Here is a 14,145-nt window from a genome sequence, read left to right on the forward strand (position 1 = left end):
TTTAATTAACAAACAATTATCTGCAAGTAGGAAACCATGACGAAACAACAGCCCCTTGTCATCGTCTGCGACCCACAGGATACCAACATTGCCTATTACACCGAGGTGATCCAGGCCATGGGCGCTGTTTGCCTGGCCACTTCATTAGGCGGCAATGTGGTGAACCTGGTGGCGAGCCATCAACCGGCTCTGGTAATTCTGGACTCACAGTTGGACGAGCCCGATGGTTACCAATTACTGAACTTGCTGAAATCCGGTAAAAAGAGCAAGCACATTCCCGTGCTGTTCGTGGCGGGCAATTTGTCAGAACGTAAAATGTGTCTCTACGACGATATGTTTGCGCTGGTGGAAGTGCTCGCCAAACCCATCAACGAACAACACCTGCAGCGACATATCAGGCATTACCTGGAACAGTATGAATATCGAATGGAGATCGACGCGCTCTACAGTGAAGAGAAAGCCGATCCGATCGCCAATCATGAGGAAGGTATCCTGGCAAGCAATCAATGCGGGCAAATCATCTTCGCCAACTACGCCGCCGAACAGATTCTGAAAGCCAGTTCCGCGGAGTTGTACGGGGTGTATCTGGAAAGTCTGTTTGAGGAAACCTGTACCCGGGTCAAATCCCGCTGGAATGAACATCCGGTTGCCAAGGTAACCGCCGGCGATCAAATATTGCAGGTGGATAAAGCCATGCTCTGGCGTCGGGATGGGGAGGCAATTTCTGCCAAGTTTGCGGCGGTGCCTTTCGCTTCCGACAAAGGCATTCGCTTATTGTTTGCTTTCAAGCAACTGAAAGACACCCGTGAATCCAAAGATAAACTGGCCAAACTGTCACAGGTGGACCACCTGACCAGCCTGCCGACACGTTCTTTCATCGAAGAGCACATTGATCGTACTGTATTGAAAGCGGGAATCACCGGTTATTACTTCGCTGTGTTGTCGGTGGATCTGGATCATTTTCGCTACATCAACGAAAGCCTCGGCCATGATCGCGGTGATCGCTTGCTGAAGGCGGTTGCCGATCGTATTTACGCACTGGTGCGACGGGATGATCAGTTGGCACGCATGGAAGGGGATGAATTTGTGCTGGTGCTGAGCCATATTGATGCCCCGGAAAACGCCGGCATGGTGGCCAACAAAATCATTGACCGGATTCGTGAGCCGTTTTTGATTGACGGGCACGAGGTGTTCACCGGTTGCTCCATCGGGGTCAGCGTTTACCCCACCTGTGGCGACGATGCCAATACCTTGATGAAAAATGCCGAGGCGGCGTTGTCGCGGGCGAAAGCCATCGGCCGCAACAACTATCAATACTATACCGTTGAAATGAATAAGCTGCGGGTTGAACAGATGCAACTGGAGTATGAGTTGCATCAGGCACTGGAGCAAAAGCAGTGGCGCATACAGTATTTGCCTGTCACCACCCGTGATCGTAATAAGGTGGTGGCCTGCGAAGTCCGGTTGACCTGGGTTCATCCGACAAAAGGTGAGATCCCGCTGGAGGCGTTTCTGTCCCAGGCGGAGGAAGCCGGATTGGCTCCCACCCTGTTTCGCTGGCTGTGGCAGCAGGCGTTGAATCGCTTTGATCAGTTACCGGATGACAGCAAAGCCAAGGTTCGATTGATCATGCCCACATCGCCGGCCATTCTGTTGCAGGAAGGGGGGGTGGACTGGGTGATCAACGCTATTGCCCGGGTTGGACTTAATTCCGACCAGATTTTCATAGAGTTGCCGGAAAGCTATTATACGTTGCGCCACAGCCAGCACGGCGAGGTGCTGAATGAATTGTGCCGTAACGGCTTTAATCTGATTCTGGACAGCTTTGGCACCGGCTTTGCCCCGTTGAACCTGCTGAAAGAAGTACCCTATACTTTGGTGAAATTAAGCGAATCCTTTATTGCCGCCTGTGAGGTGTCCAAAACCGACCAGGCCATAATTAAAGGCGTGGTGGATATGGTGCACCAGTTGGGTATTCAGGTGCTGGCAACAGCGGTGGATACACCGGTTCAGCAGACGTTTTTGGAAGCAGTAGGCTGTGACTGGTTAAGCGGTGAAGCCATTGATCGTGATCTGGAGCAGACACCACAGAAGCTGGATGATATGGGGATCTTTGTGTTCCCGGGTTGAGGTCTATGCGTATATTACACACCATGATTCGAGTAGGGGACCTGGAGCAGTCCATCGCTTTTTATACGGAAATATTGGGCATGCAGCTGTTGCGCAGGAAAGACTATCCTGATGGCCGCTTTACCCTGGCCTTTTTGGGCTATGGTAAGGAAAGTGAGCAGGCCTGCATCGAACTGACCCACAATTGGGATATCGGACATTACGATTTAGGCAATGGTTATGGTCACATCGCCCTGGAAGTGGATGATGTTTATAAAGCCTGCGCTGACATCCGGGCCCGTGGTGGTGTGGTGACCCGGGAGCCCGGCCCGATGAAACACGGCAGCACCATTCTGGCGTTTGTTAAAGATCCGGATGGCTATGCAATCGAGTTACTGGGTAAAAAATCCTGAGCCTGGTGTTCTACCGCCTCACAACCATTCGTTGATCCATTGGCCGATTTGCCTAATCTCCGACACACACACTTCATGTCCCATCGGGTAGTGGCTCCAGTCCACCTGATATTGATGTTCCTGTAGCCAGGTCAGAGCCGAGCGTGCGGCCTTTTCCGTGACCATGTCATCGTAATCCCCGTGGGCGATGTGAATCTCCAGGGATTGGTTGGTGCTGCGGGCGGCCTCGTCCAGGGCTTCAGGGTTGGGCAGATAGGTGGAGAGGGCGATCAGCCCCCCCAGCCGGTGAGCACATTGCAAGGCAGTATGATAGGCCACCGCGCCGCCCTGGGAGAAACCGATGAGGATGATGCGTTCGGCGTGGATACCCTGATCCATCTGCTCCTGTATCAGGCGATTGATGGCGCCCCGGGCCTGGTGAAGATGATCCGGATTGATCCGGCGGATTTCCGTTAAGGCCAGAATGTCATACCAGGCCGGCATGATATAGCCACCATTGCAGGTAACGGGAATCTCCGGCGCATGGGGGAAAATAAACCGGATCGCGGCATCGTTCTTGATTTTCAGGTGTGGTACCACCGGCACAAAATCATGGCCGCTGGCACCCAGGCCATGCAGCCAGATAACGCAGGCGTTGGCCGCTTGCTCCGGTTCTGAGATTTCACAGTGCAAGGGTGTCTGGTACAAGTTACAGCCCTTGCGACTTGAATTTGCGCTTGTAGGCTTCTTTTTCGTCCAACGTGATCTGACGGGCTTCTTCTTCCAGCATCACCGGGATGCCGTCGCGCACCGGATACGCCAGCGCACTGGCAAGGCAGATCAGTTCATCTTTTTCGTTATCGTATTCCAGTTTGGCCTTGGTGACGGGGCAAACCAGAATTTCCAACAGTTTGGTATCGAACATAGGAAATGGCCTGGTGTGTTGCTTGAATGGGAATGGGGTTAATCGTACTCGGTTTTTTCTTTGAATTCACACAGATCTTCAATAATACAGGCGCCACAGCGTGGCTTACGTGCGGTGCAGACGTAGCGGCCGTGTAGAATCAACCAGTGATGGGCGTCCAGCAGAAACTCTTTGGGCACATGGCGCATCAGTTTTTTCTCCACCTCCAGCACAGTTTTGCCCGGTGCAATGCGGGTGCGGTTGGAGACGCGGAAGATGTGGGTGTCCACCGCCATGGCCGGCTGGCCGAAGGCAGTGTTCAGCACCACATTGGCGGTTTTGCGCCCCACGCCAGGCAGAGATTCCAGCGCCTTGCGGTCACAGGGTACTTGGCTGCCGTATTCATCCATCAGAATCTTGCAGGTTTTGATTACGTTTTCCGCCTTGCTGTTGAACAGGCCAATGGTTTTGATATAGGGCTTTAATCCTTTTACACCGAGCTTATAGATCGCCTCCGGGGTATTGGCCACCGGATACAGTTTGGCGGTGGCTTTGTTGACGCTGACGTCGGTTGCCTGGGCGGAGAGAATGACCGCGATCAGCAACTCAAAGGTGGAGGTGTATTCCAGCTCTGTCCTGGGGTTGGGATTCTGATCCCGCAGGCGCGAGAAAATCTGGTAACGTTTGTCTTTGTTCATAGTCTCGGTTCAAGCTGGCCCGTCGCCGTTGGCTGCGGTTGCAATGGGCGCCGAATATCAGGTTATGTTGCCGGTGGTTCGCACGCGCTTGCTGCCGGCGACCACGCTGTCTTTTTTGGCCTTGGCGGCGGCTTCCATCTTGGCATCAATAATGTTTTTCAGGGCCAGCAGCAGCCCCAGCACCATGAATGCCCCGGGAGGCAACACGGCAATCAGAAAGCCCCGGTAATTGGCAATCAGCTCCAGCTTCCAGTTCAACGCCATATCACCAAACAGCAGATGCATATTGGCAAACAGCGCGCCGGTACCGATCAGCTCCCGCAATGCCCCCAGCAGCACCAGTACCAGGCTGAAACCCAAACCCATCATCAAACCATCCCACACTGCGGCCGGTACGCTGTGCTTGCTGGCAAAGGCATCCGCCCGGCCCAGCACGATGCAGTTGGTGACGATCAGGGGAATGAAGATACCCAGTATCAGATAGAGTTCATAGGTGAAAGCATTCATCAGAAATTCAATGCAGGTGGTGAACGCCGCGATGATCATAACAAAGGTGGGCAGGCGAATGGCATCCGTGGTGGCATTGCGAATCAGCGAAACCGCCAGATTGGATAGGGTCAGCACACAGGTGGTGGCCAGCCCAAGGGCCAGTGCGTTGACCACGGTACCGGAAACCGCCAGCAGCGGGCACAATCCAAGCACTTGCACCAGGGCCGGGTTGTTTTTCCATAAACCATCCAGAGTGATTTTTTTGAAGTCTGCATCTGCCATGTCAGTTGGCCTCCGCGAGTTCAGGCTGGGAAGAATTGCCGTAAAGCAGTTCACTTTTGTGTTGCTCGAAATACAGCAGGGCCTTGTGCACGGCGTCAACCACCGCCCGAGGGGTAATGGTGGCACCGGTGAAGGCATCAAACTGGCCGCCGTCTTTCTTTACGCGCCATCCTTTCTCATCAAGATTGGTCAGTGATTTCCCATTAAAGGATTTGATCCAATCGGATTTCTGCACCTCGATGGCGTCCCCCAGGCCCGGGGTTTCAAAGTGCGGTGGAATCACCCGGACCCCCGTCAGTTCACCGTCAGAGTTGATGCCCACCAGCAGGTTGATGGAACCTCCGTAACCTTCAGGGGCGGTGACCTGCATGATGATCCCCGCAGGTTGCTCTTGCTTCCGGCCCAGGTAGGCGAGTTGGGGAACGGAGGTTCCCAGCAGGCCATGGGCCGGCAAGGTTACCGTGTTGTCCAGAATATTATTGTCGACCACTGCTTTGGGCATCACCTCGAACAGGCTGCGTTGCAGCGCATTCTGTTTTTCTTCCGCGATCTTGTCTTTGGTCAGGTTGGCGGTGGCCACCACCAGGCCGGTGGTGATGATGGCGAACAGGCCCAGGATAATGCCGTTACGGGTGACGGATTGACCGATCATTGACTGCTCCTCAATCCGGTTTCGCCAGCCCTTTATTGGGCTGGCGATGTCCATAGGTGCGTGGCTGGGTGTAGTAGTCCAGTGTGGGTGCCGCCAGGTTCATCAGCAATACGCTGAACGCCACCGCGTCGGGGTAGCCACCCCAGGTACGGATCACGTAGGTCAGTAAACCAATGAGAAAACCATATATGATTTTGCCGCGATTGCTGGTGGCCGCCGTGACCGGATCGGTGGCGATGAAGAAGGCACCCAGCATGGTGCCACCGCTCAACAGATGGTGCATGATGCTGGGATAATTGTCGGTGTCCACGGCCGTGTTGAAAAACCCCGATAGCAGAAAGATGCTGAGCAGCATACCCACCGGGATGTGCCAGGTTATGATCTTTTTCCAGATCAGGTAGACGCCGCCCAGCAGGAAAGCGATATTCACCCATTCCCACCCGTAACCGGCAAAAGTACCGTGCAGTATGGCGTTGGAATCCAATACTTCCGGTTGCCCGGCGTAGGTTTTGAAGGTATCCAGCGGCGTGGCACCGCTCAGTGCATCCGGATTTGTGCCCAAGAACGTCAACCGCAGGGACTCGAATACACCTGGCACGTTAACCGAATTATCCAGGCCCGCGGCCGGCAGCCAGGTGGTCATTTCTTTGGGGAACGAGATCAGCAACAGGACATACCCCACCATGGCGGGGTTGAACGGATTCATTCCCAAGCCACCATACAGGTGTTTGGCCACCACAATGGCAAACGCACAGCCGATCACGGTAAGCCACCAGGGGGCAGTGGGGGGAATGGCCAGGGCCAGCAGTATCGCGGTGACCACGGCACTGTAATCGTTAAGGTAAAAAGCAATGGGCTTATTTCGAACTTTCAGTATCAATGCTTCGCAGCCCACGGCCACCGCGCTGGCGATGACCACATTGATCAGGGTTCCAAAACCAAAGAAATAGGTCAGCATGAACAGGCCGGGCAAGGTGGCGTACAGCACCTGCCGCATAAAGCCGCCGGTGTTGCCGGGCTTGTGGATGTGAGGGGAGGTTACACTCAGTAATGCCATTATGCGTGTTCCTCTTCGACTTTTTTCAGGGCATGTTCCGCTGCCTGCAATGCTTGCTCAGCGGCGCTGACGTTTTCTTGCAGGGCATCAGTGGCGCCGGCGTCGCTGTCTTTGGCCGCCTGCAATGCCTTGGTGGCTTTCTTCAACAGAACCTGCTGCTTGGCCACTTCCATCTTGGCGGCCTTAACGGGGTCGCTGGCGGCGTTCTGCTGCTGGATTTCTTCTTTCTGGCGGGCACGGGCGGCTTTCATGGCGGCTTTTGAGGCATCGGATTTGGCCTTCAACTCGATCACCCGTTGTTGCAGCGCCTGCGTATCCGCCCCGTTGTTGGCCTGGGCTTCCTGCAGTGCCTGTTCCGCTGCCTTGTAGGCGGCGAAGTCGTCTGCGGAGGCTTGCTTCAGGGCGGCCAGCGGATCTTCTTTCGTGGCTGCCGGCGGGGCGGCATCTTCTGCCTGCGCGCTTTTCGCTGAGGTGAACGCCGCTTTGGCTTGGTCGGCCTTTTCTTTCAGTTGCGCGACTTTTTTCTGCAACGCTTCCAGGTTGTCGGTGCCATTCTTCTCAGCGGTGGCCAATGCTTTCTGCGCTTCTTTGTAGCGTTTCATGGTGGACGCGGCCGCAGTCTGCAATTTTGCCAGGTCATCGCCGCCGGTGATGGCGGCAGTGGGAGCCGGCTTCTCGGCGGGGGCGGCTTTCTTCTGTGCCTGTTTGGCGGCAGCGGCCTTGGCCCGTTCCTGGCGTTTGCGTTCTTTTTCCTCTTCTTCCCGCGCCAGGCGTGCCTGACGTGCTTCAAACCGCTGTCGGGCGTGATCGGCTTTGGCCTGTTCCTGCTGTTGGGTGCGGATTTCACCTTTGGCAAACCGATAGTATTGCACCAGTGGGATATTGCTGGGGCAAACATAGGAGCAGGCGCCACACTCGATGCAATCGGCCAGGTTGAAATGGGCGGCTTTGTCGAATTCCTTAGTTTTGGCAAACCAGTATAACTGCTGTGGCAGCAGGTTCACCGGGCAGGCCTGGGCGCAGGTACCGCAGCGGATGCAGGGCTGTTCGGCGGCCGGATCCGGAAACTCTTCCAGGGTGGGCACCAGCAGGCAATTGGTGGTTTTTACCACCGGGACAGCCATGTTGTGCACGGCAAACCCCATCATGGGCCCACCCATGATCAGGCGATGCAAGTCGGTTGCTTTAACCCCGGCCTGTTGCAGCAGCCAGCCCACCGGCGTGCCCAACAGCACTTCGTAGTTACCTTTATCGGCGACGTAATCACCGGTCAGTGTGGTGATTCTGGAGATCAGCGGTTCCCCGTCCATAATGGCGCGCTTGATGGCGTAGGCCGTGCCGGTGTTATGACAGACCACCCCCACATCAGCGGGAATGCCACCACTGCGGACTTCTTTGCCGGTCAACATGCGGATCAATTGCTTTTCACCGCCAGAAGGGTATTTGGTGGGCACCACCACCACCTCGATGTCAGTATCCTGGGTGGCGCGGTTCATGGCTTCAATGGCATGGGGTTTGTTGTCCTCAATGCCAATCAGGATTTCATCCGGGGTGATGAGGTGGCCGATGATCTGCAGCCCCTGCACAATCTCGTCGGCCCGCTCCCGCATCAGGCGATCGTCGGCGGTGATGTAGGGTTCGCATTCCACCGCATTCAAAATCAGGGTCTGGATTTTCTGATCCGGTTTGATCCCCAGTTTGACGACGCTGGGAAAGCCTGCGCCACCCATGCCGGCGATGCCGGCTTCCCGGATTCGGTGCAGAATTTCTTTTTTGTCCAGTGCACTGTAGTCGCTGACACCGCTGTGCTCGATCCAGGTATCTTCACCATCCGGGGTGATCACCACACAAAGGGCATCCATACCGGAGGGATGCTGAATGGGGCGTGGTTCGATGGCTTGTACGGTGCCGGAGGTGGGGGCGTGCACCGGTAAACTCACAAAACCATTGGCCCGCGCCAGCATCTGGCCTTTACCAACCCGGTCGCCCACGGCTACGCAGGGCTTACCGGGCGCGCCGATGTGTTGCTGTAACGGCACGATCAGCTGTTCTGGCAGGCCAGCCCGGCGTATGCTGGTTTCGGAAGATTGCTTTTTGTTTTGCGGTGGGTGAATGCCCCCGTGAAAATCCCAGATTCGGCGGCTCATGCAATATTCCTTACCGGTATCAATTCACCCGGGCGGTTACCGATGCCTTTGGGGGCATCCCAGTGCCAGGTTTGCAGGGTTTCAGGGACCGGCAACATGTCGATACAGTCCACCGGGCAGGGCTCCACACAGAGATCACAGCCGGTACACTCGTCAGCAATAACAGTGTGCATCTGTTTGGCGGCACCCAGGATGGCGTCCATGGGGCAGGCCTGAATACATTTGGTGCAACCGATGCACTCGGCCTCTCGAATCACCGCCACCATTTTGGTTTCCGGGGTTTGGCCGTGTTCTTCATCCAGGGGCACAAATTCCCGCCCCAGCAAATCCGCCAGCGCGCGGATGGTGTCTTCACCACCGGGCACGCATTTATTGATTTCCTCGCCTTCCGCCAGGCCTTCCGCATAGGGGCGACAGCCGGGGTGGCCGCACTGCCCGCATTGGGTTTGCGGCAACAGGGCATCGATTTGTTCAACGATCGGGTTGCCTTCCACTTTAAACTTGACGGCAGCAAACCCCAATAGCGCACCAAAGCCCAGGGCGATGGCGGTGAGGGCGCCCAATGCGGTGATATTGTCGAAGAGAAATTCCATAACCACCCCCCTAGATCTTGATCAGGCCGGAGAAGCCCATAAAGGCCAGGGACATAAGGCCGGCGGTGATCAGGCCGATGGAGGCGCCTTTAAACGGTACCGGCACATCGGCCACGGCAATGCGTTCCCGCAGGGCAGCAAACAGCACCAGCACCAGAGAAAACCCCAGAGCCGCGCCAAAGCCGTACAGGAAGGCAGCCATGAAGCTGTCGATGCCTTTTTTAACGGTCAGCAAGGCGACACCCAATACCGCGCAGTTACTGGTGATCAAGGGTAAAAAGATACCCAGCACCCGATACAATAGCGGGCTGGTCTTGCGCACCACCATTTCGGTGAATTGCACGGTGACGGCGATCACCAGAATAAACGAAATGGTTTTGAGGTAGGCCACATCCAGCGGCACCAATACATAGCGGTAGGTGAGGTAACTCAAAACCGATGACAGGGTCAGTACAAAGGTGGTGGCCAGGGACATGCCCATGGCCGCTTCCAGCTTATTGGACACACCCATGAACGGGCACAGGCCAAGGAACTGAACCAGTACAAAGTTGTTCACCAGAATGGTACTGACTAAAACCAGTAAAAATTCAGGCATGATGCTCTCTATGGTTTGGTTTACTTAACCCGCATACCGGGCACAGCGCCGCTGTCCGGTGCCAGCAGGAAGATGTCTTTGCCACCTGGGCCGGCTGCCATCACCATGCCTTCGGACAGGCCGAATTTCATTTTGCGGGGCGCCAGATTGGCGACCATGATGGTGAGACGGCCTTCCAGATCCTGAGGTTGGTATGCAGATTTGATGCCCGCAAACACATTGCGGGTTTCTCCACCCAGATCAAGGGTTAACTGTATCAATTTATCAGCCCCTTCCACATGACTTGCGGTGACAATCTTGGCCACCCGCATGTCAATTTTGGCAAAGTCATCGAAGGTGATCTGGTCGGCAATGGGATCATCGCCCAGGGGCCCCTTGGGTTTGCCGGCGGCGGCTTCCGCCTCTGCATCGGCTTTGGCGTCGGCGGTCATGGCTTCAATCTGCTTCATATCGATGCGCTGCATCATGGGTTTGAATTTGTTGATTTCATGGCCCAGCAGTAATTGCTGGTGATCCTGCCACTGTAACGGCTCGATGTTGAGGAAGCGCTCGGCCTTGTCAGCCAGATCCGGCAACACCGGCTTCAGGTACAGGGTCAGCAGGCGAAACAGGTTGACGCCCACGCTGCAGCAGTCCAGCACGTCCTGCTCGTTGCCCGCCTGTTTCATCAGGGCCCAGGGCGCTTTCTCATCGATGTATTGATTGGCCTTGTCCGCCAGCGCCATGATGTCGCGCATGGCTCGGCTGAACTCCCGCTGCTCGTAGTGGGCGGCGATGGTGCCGGCTGCGGCCTGAAACTCGCCGGTAAGTTGCGGGTGGGCATCGGTGTTTGCAAGCTTACCACCCAGCTTTTTCACGAAATTGGCCGTGCGGCTGGCGATGTTGACCACTTTATTCACCAGATCCGAGTTCACCCGCTGAGCAAAGTCTTCCATATTCAGGTCGATGTCGTCGATGCGGCTGCTGAGTTTGGCCGCAAAGTAGTAGCGCAGGTATTCCGGGCTCAGGTGGCGCAGATAGGTTTCCGCCTTGATGAAGGTGCCGCGGGATTTCGACATTTTCTGGCCGTTCACCGTCACAAAACCGTGGGAATAGATGGCGGTGGGGGTGCGAAAGTCCGCGCCGTCCAGCATGGCGGGCCAGAACAGGCCGTGAAAATTGATGATGTCCTTACCGATGAAGTGATACAGCTCAGCGTCGGAGTCCTTACCCCAATAGTCATCAAAATCCAGGTCGTCCCGGCGCTGGCACAGGTTTTGGAAGCTGGCCATGTAACCAATGGGGGCATCCAGCCATACGTAAAAGTATTTGCCGGTTTCGCCGGGAATCTCAAAGCCGAAATAGGGCTCCTCCCGGGAGATGTCCCATTGTTGCAGGCCCGCGTCCAGCCATTCTTTCAATTTATTGGCGATGCCCTCCTGCAGGCTGCCGGATTGGGTCCACTGGGCCAGAAAATCCTGGTATTTGGGCAGGTCGAAGAACAGCTGGGTATTGGCTTTCAATACCGGCTCCGCGCCGGAGATGGTGGAGCGCGGATTTTTCAGCTCGGCGGCGGCGTAAGTACCGCTGCATTTCTCGCAGTTGTCGCCGTACTGGTCTTCGGCTCCGCATTTGGGGCAGGTGCCCTTGACAAAGCGGTCGGCCAGGAACAGCTTTTTCTCCGGATCAAACAGTTGAGTGATCTCCCGCGCCACAATGTTGCCGCGGGCTTTGTTGCGCTCGTAAACCAGGCTCGACAGGGCCCGGTTTTCTTCCGAATGGGTGGAATAATAGTTGTCGTAGCCGATTTCAAAGCCGGCGAAATCCCGCTCGTGCTCCTGCTGCACCTTGGCAATCAGCTCTTCAGAGGTGCACCCCAGCTGTTCTGCTTTCAACATAATGGCCGTGCCGTGGGCATCGTCGGCGCAGACATAGGTGCACTGCTCACCACGCAACTTCTGGAAACGCACCCAGATATCGGTCTGGATATGCTCCAGCATGTGGCCCAGGTGAATCGGCCCGTTGGCGTAGGGCAGGGCGCTGGTGACAAGAATCTTGCGTGGTTTGGTCTGCTCGGTCGGCTTCATTGTGTCTCGCTAATGGAATGTTGGCGAAATTACAGCTATTTAGCGCTTTAAAATGAGGCGGGTAATATAGCGGTTCTGCGGGCTGGATACCAGTTGGAGGGTATATGAGTTGGCCAATTTCCGTTACCATGGCGCCCTTATTTGAATTTCCCTTTGTAGCGCAGTCATGACCGGGAGTACGGACTATGAGCCAGACCTTGCACGACCAGATTCACCAAATATTGGCGAAAAACGTCGATCCTGTTTCTTTGCAGCCATTTGACCAGGTGGTTGAGGTGCAGCAGGTTGTGGTCGCCGGTGATGTGCTCAAGGTTGCACTGTGTTTCGGCTATCCCATTGAGCTGGCCAAGCCGGCGTTGCAGGCTGCGCTGGCGCCGCTGTTTGCCCCCTTGGGCAATGCCCTGGAGCTGACCCTGAACTGGGCGGTAAAACCGGCCCAGAGCAAACCCCTTGAAGGGGTGGGCCAGGTAAAGAATATTGTTGCCGTGTCCTCCGGCAAAGGCGGGGTGGGTAAGTCCACCACCGCGGTCAACCTGGCGCTGGCCCTGGCGGCGGATGGGGCACGGGTGGGTATTCTGGATGCGGATATTTATGGCCCGAGCCAATCCCTGATGCTGGGTGTGGCGCCGGGTACCCGCCCCCGGATAGAGCAGGATAAGTTCTTTGCGCCGGTGACGGCTTTGGGCCTGCAATCCAACTCCATGGGTTATCTCACCACCGAAGACACGCCCATGGTATGGCGGGGGCCCATGGCCAGCGGTGCCCTGCAGCAGTTATTGAAGCAGACCTTATGGCAGGATCTGGATTATCTGATCGTGGATATGCCGCCCGGCACCGGTGATATCCAGCTGACCTTGTCGCAGCAGGTACCGGTGGCGGGGGCCATTGTGGTGACCACGCCCCAGGATATTGCGCTGCTGGACGCCAAAAAAGGGGTGGAGATGTTCCGCAAGGTGCATGTACCTGTGCTGGGCGTGGTGGAGAATATGGCCACGCATATTTGCTCGCAATGTGGTCACGAGGAACACATCTTTGGCCAGGGCGGCGGTGATCGCATGGCCAAAGAATACGGCGTTACCGTGTTGGGCAGCCTGCCCCTCAGCCTCAATATCCGGGAGCAGGCCGATGGCGGCAAACCCACTGTGGCGGCGGAGCCGGACAGTGAGATCACGGCGTTGTACCGCCAGATTGCACGCCGCGCGGCGGCCGAACTGGCGAAGATGGCCAAAGGGGCGGCGGGGGCCTTCCCCAAGATCAGCATCGTCAACGACTGATCCGCTTCACCTTGGCGCCCAAAACCGGGTATGATTCGGCCTCCATTTTCGGGCCACCACATTTTGTAGGGGAGTGCGACTAGACAATGTCCATCAAATCAGACCGCTGGATACGCCGGATGGCGGAAGAATATGGCATGATCGAACCATTTGAGCCCGGCCAGGTGCGCCAGGGAGCGGATGGCAACCGCATCATCTCCTATGGAACATCCAGCTACGGGTATGACGTGCGCTGTTCCACTGAATTCAAAGTGTTCACTAATATCCACTCTGCCACCGTGGACCCCAAGGATTTCTCCGACAAGAGCTTTGTGGATATCAGCAGCGATGTGTGCATCATCCCGCCCAATTCGTTTGCCCTGGCGCGCACGGTGGAGTATTTCCGCATACCCCGTAATGTACTTACCATCTGCCTGGGTAAATCCACCTATGCCCGCTGCGGCATCATCGTGAACGTGACACCGCTGGAGCCGGAGTGGGAAGGTCATGTCACCCTGGAATTCTCCAATACCACCAATCTGCCGGCCAAGATTTACGCCAATGAAGGGGTTGCCCAAATGCTGTTCCTGGAGTCCGACGAGGAATGTGAAGTTTCCTATAAGGACCGGGGTGGCAAATACCAGGGGCAGACTGGCGTCACCCTGCCCAAGACCTGATTCAGGCCGGCGCAAAACCAAAAGCCCAGACAGCGGTGCCGGCTCAGGCCGGTACGTTGTCAAAAGAAGTCCATAATGCCCGATTCCAGCGAATATTCGGCCCTCACTCCCACTACCGGCGGTTTTCCACTCTGAACCATGTGTTCCAGTCTGTCGGAACCGTGAAGCCGGGCTCCGCTCCTGTTGATCACAGGTGGGTGCTTCGGTTTGATGTAACCTCAATCCGGTGCC

Annotated in this window: 14 protein-coding genes; 4 read left to right on the forward strand and 10 right to left on the reverse strand. The window is 56.1% G+C overall.

What is annotated here, in order from left to right; all coding sequences use genetic code 11:
• Positions 1–36 precede the first annotated feature (36 nt).
• Together D9N13_RS09190 and gloA are read left to right on the forward strand one after the other, a co-directional pair.
• A complete protein-coding gene (locus tag D9N13_RS09190) occupies positions 37–2,130 on the forward strand; it encodes an EAL domain-containing protein (protein WP_290588493.1) in 2,094 nt (697 codons plus the stop codon).
• Between the two features lie 5 nt (positions 2,131–2,135).
• Positions 2,136–2,522, forward strand: coding sequence for a lactoylglutathione lyase (gene gloA, locus D9N13_RS09195; protein WP_290588495.1), 387 nt, complete (start codon positions 2,136–2,138; stop codon positions 2,520–2,522).
• Positions 2,523–2,540: 18 nt separating this feature from the next.
• Here the strand turns inward: gloA and D9N13_RS09200 are convergent, their stop codons facing one another.
• The 10 genes from D9N13_RS09200 to metG are packed head-to-tail and all read right to left on the reverse strand — an operon-like array spanning position 2,541 to position 11,984.
• On the reverse strand, positions 2,541–3,209 hold the full coding sequence (locus D9N13_RS09200; protein ID WP_290588497.1) for an alpha/beta hydrolase: 669 nt from the start codon (positions 3,207–3,209) through the stop codon (positions 2,541–2,543).
• Position 3,210: 1 nt separating this feature from the next.
• Positions 3,211–3,426 (reverse strand): Trm112 family protein, encoded by a 216-nt coding sequence (locus tag D9N13_RS09205; protein WP_290588499.1) that lies wholly within the window; start codon positions 3,424–3,426, stop codon positions 3,211–3,213.
• A gap of 38 nt (positions 3,427–3,464) precedes the next feature.
• A complete protein-coding gene (gene nth / locus D9N13_RS09210) occupies positions 3,465–4,103 on the reverse strand; it encodes an endonuclease III (protein ID WP_290588501.1) in 639 nt (212 codons plus the stop codon).
• 57 nt (positions 4,104–4,160) lie between these two features.
• Positions 4,161–4,874 carry an electron transport complex subunit E gene (locus tag D9N13_RS09215; RefSeq protein ID WP_290588503.1) on the reverse strand — a complete coding sequence of 238 codons (714 nt, stop codon included), beginning with the start codon at positions 4,872–4,874 and terminating at the stop codon, positions 4,161–4,163.
• Between the two features lies 1 nt (position 4,875).
• Positions 4,876–5,526 (reverse strand): electron transport complex subunit RsxG, encoded by a 651-nt coding sequence (gene rsxG / locus D9N13_RS09220; RefSeq protein WP_290588505.1) that lies wholly within the window; start codon positions 5,524–5,526, stop codon positions 4,876–4,878.
• A 10-nt stretch (positions 5,527–5,536) separates the two neighbouring features.
• Positions 5,537–6,583: an electron transport complex subunit RsxD gene (gene rsxD / locus D9N13_RS09225; RefSeq protein ID WP_290588507.1), complete on the reverse strand. Its 1,047-nt coding sequence runs from the start codon at positions 6,581–6,583 to the stop codon at positions 5,537–5,539.
• Positions 6,583–8,730, reverse strand: coding sequence for an electron transport complex subunit RsxC (gene rsxC, locus D9N13_RS09230; protein ID WP_290588509.1), 2,148 nt, complete (start codon positions 8,728–8,730; stop codon positions 6,583–6,585). The genes rsxD and rsxC overlap by 1 nt, the downstream gene beginning before the upstream one ends.
• The gene (rsxB, locus tag D9N13_RS09235; RefSeq protein WP_290588511.1) at positions 8,727–9,323 is read right to left on the reverse strand and encodes an electron transport complex subunit RsxB; all 597 of its coding nucleotides are present in this window, start codon (positions 9,321–9,323) and stop codon (positions 8,727–8,729) included. Before rsxB ends, rsxC begins: the two co-directional genes overlap by 4 nt.
• A gap of 10 nt (positions 9,324–9,333) precedes the next feature.
• Complete coding sequence (gene rsxA, locus D9N13_RS09240) at positions 9,334–9,918, reverse strand: electron transport complex subunit RsxA (RefSeq protein WP_290588513.1); 585 nt, start codon at positions 9,916–9,918, stop codon at positions 9,334–9,336.
• A 20-nt stretch (positions 9,919–9,938) separates the two neighbouring features.
• Positions 9,939–11,984 carry a methionine--tRNA ligase gene (metG, locus tag D9N13_RS09245; RefSeq protein ID WP_290588515.1) on the reverse strand — a complete coding sequence of 682 codons (2,046 nt, stop codon included), beginning with the start codon at positions 11,982–11,984 and terminating at the stop codon, positions 9,939–9,941.
• 185 nt (positions 11,985–12,169) lie between these two features.
• On the opposite strand from metG, the gene apbC reads away from it, so the two are divergent.
• Complete coding sequence (apbC, locus tag D9N13_RS09250) at positions 12,170–13,258, forward strand: iron-sulfur cluster carrier protein ApbC (RefSeq protein WP_290588517.1); 1,089 nt, start codon at positions 12,170–12,172, stop codon at positions 13,256–13,258.
• 86 nt (positions 13,259–13,344) lie between these two features.
• Entirely contained in the window at positions 13,345–13,914 is a 570-nt protein-coding gene (gene dcd, locus D9N13_RS09255) for a dCTP deaminase (RefSeq protein ID WP_290588519.1), read from the forward strand.
• Positions 13,915–14,145: the final 231 nt, after the last annotated feature.

Source organism: Ketobacter sp. GenoA1 (assembly GCF_003671475.1).
Lineage (GTDB): Bacteria > Pseudomonadota > Gammaproteobacteria > Pseudomonadales > Ketobacteraceae > Ketobacter.

Excerpts from the sequence above, each read along its gene's own strand:
- D9N13_RS09205 (WP_290588499.1), bottom strand. The coding sequence starts at position 3,426 with ATGTTCGATACCAAACTGTTGGAAATTCTGGTTTGCCCCGTCACCAAG.
- rsxB (WP_290588511.1), bottom strand. The coding sequence starts at position 9,323 with ATGGAATTTCTCTTCGACAATATCACCGCATTGGGCGCCCTCACCGCC.
- rsxC (WP_290588509.1), bottom strand. The coding sequence starts at position 8,730 with ATGAGCCGCCGAATCTGGGATTTTCACGGGGGCATTCACCCACCGCAA.
- metG (WP_290588515.1), bottom strand. The coding sequence starts at position 11,984 with ATGAAGCCGACCGAGCAGACCAAACCACGCAAGATTCTTGTCACCAGC.
- rsxD (WP_290588507.1), bottom strand. The coding sequence starts at position 6,583 with ATGGCATTACTGAGTGTAACCTCCCCTCACATCCACAAGCCCGGCAAC.
- nth (WP_290588501.1), bottom strand. The coding sequence starts at position 4,103 with ATGAACAAAGACAAACGTTACCAGATTTTCTCGCGCCTGCGGGATCAG.
- dcd (WP_290588519.1), top strand. The coding sequence starts at position 13,345 with ATGTCCATCAAATCAGACCGCTGGATACGCCGGATGGCGGAAGAATAT.
- apbC (WP_290588517.1), top strand. The coding sequence starts at position 12,170 with ATGAGCCAGACCTTGCACGACCAGATTCACCAAATATTGGCGAAAAAC.
- rsxA (WP_290588513.1), bottom strand. The coding sequence starts at position 9,918 with ATGCCTGAATTTTTACTGGTTTTAGTCAGTACCATTCTGGTGAACAAC.
- D9N13_RS09190 (WP_290588493.1), top strand. The coding sequence starts at position 37 with ATGACGAAACAACAGCCCCTTGTCATCGTCTGCGACCCACAGGATACC.
- rsxG (WP_290588505.1), bottom strand. The coding sequence starts at position 5,526 with ATGATCGGTCAATCCGTCACCCGTAACGGCATTATCCTGGGCCTGTTC.
- D9N13_RS09215 (WP_290588503.1), bottom strand. The coding sequence starts at position 4,874 with ATGGCAGATGCAGACTTCAAAAAAATCACTCTGGATGGTTTATGGAAA.
- gloA (WP_290588495.1), top strand. The coding sequence starts at position 2,136 with ATGCGTATATTACACACCATGATTCGAGTAGGGGACCTGGAGCAGTCC.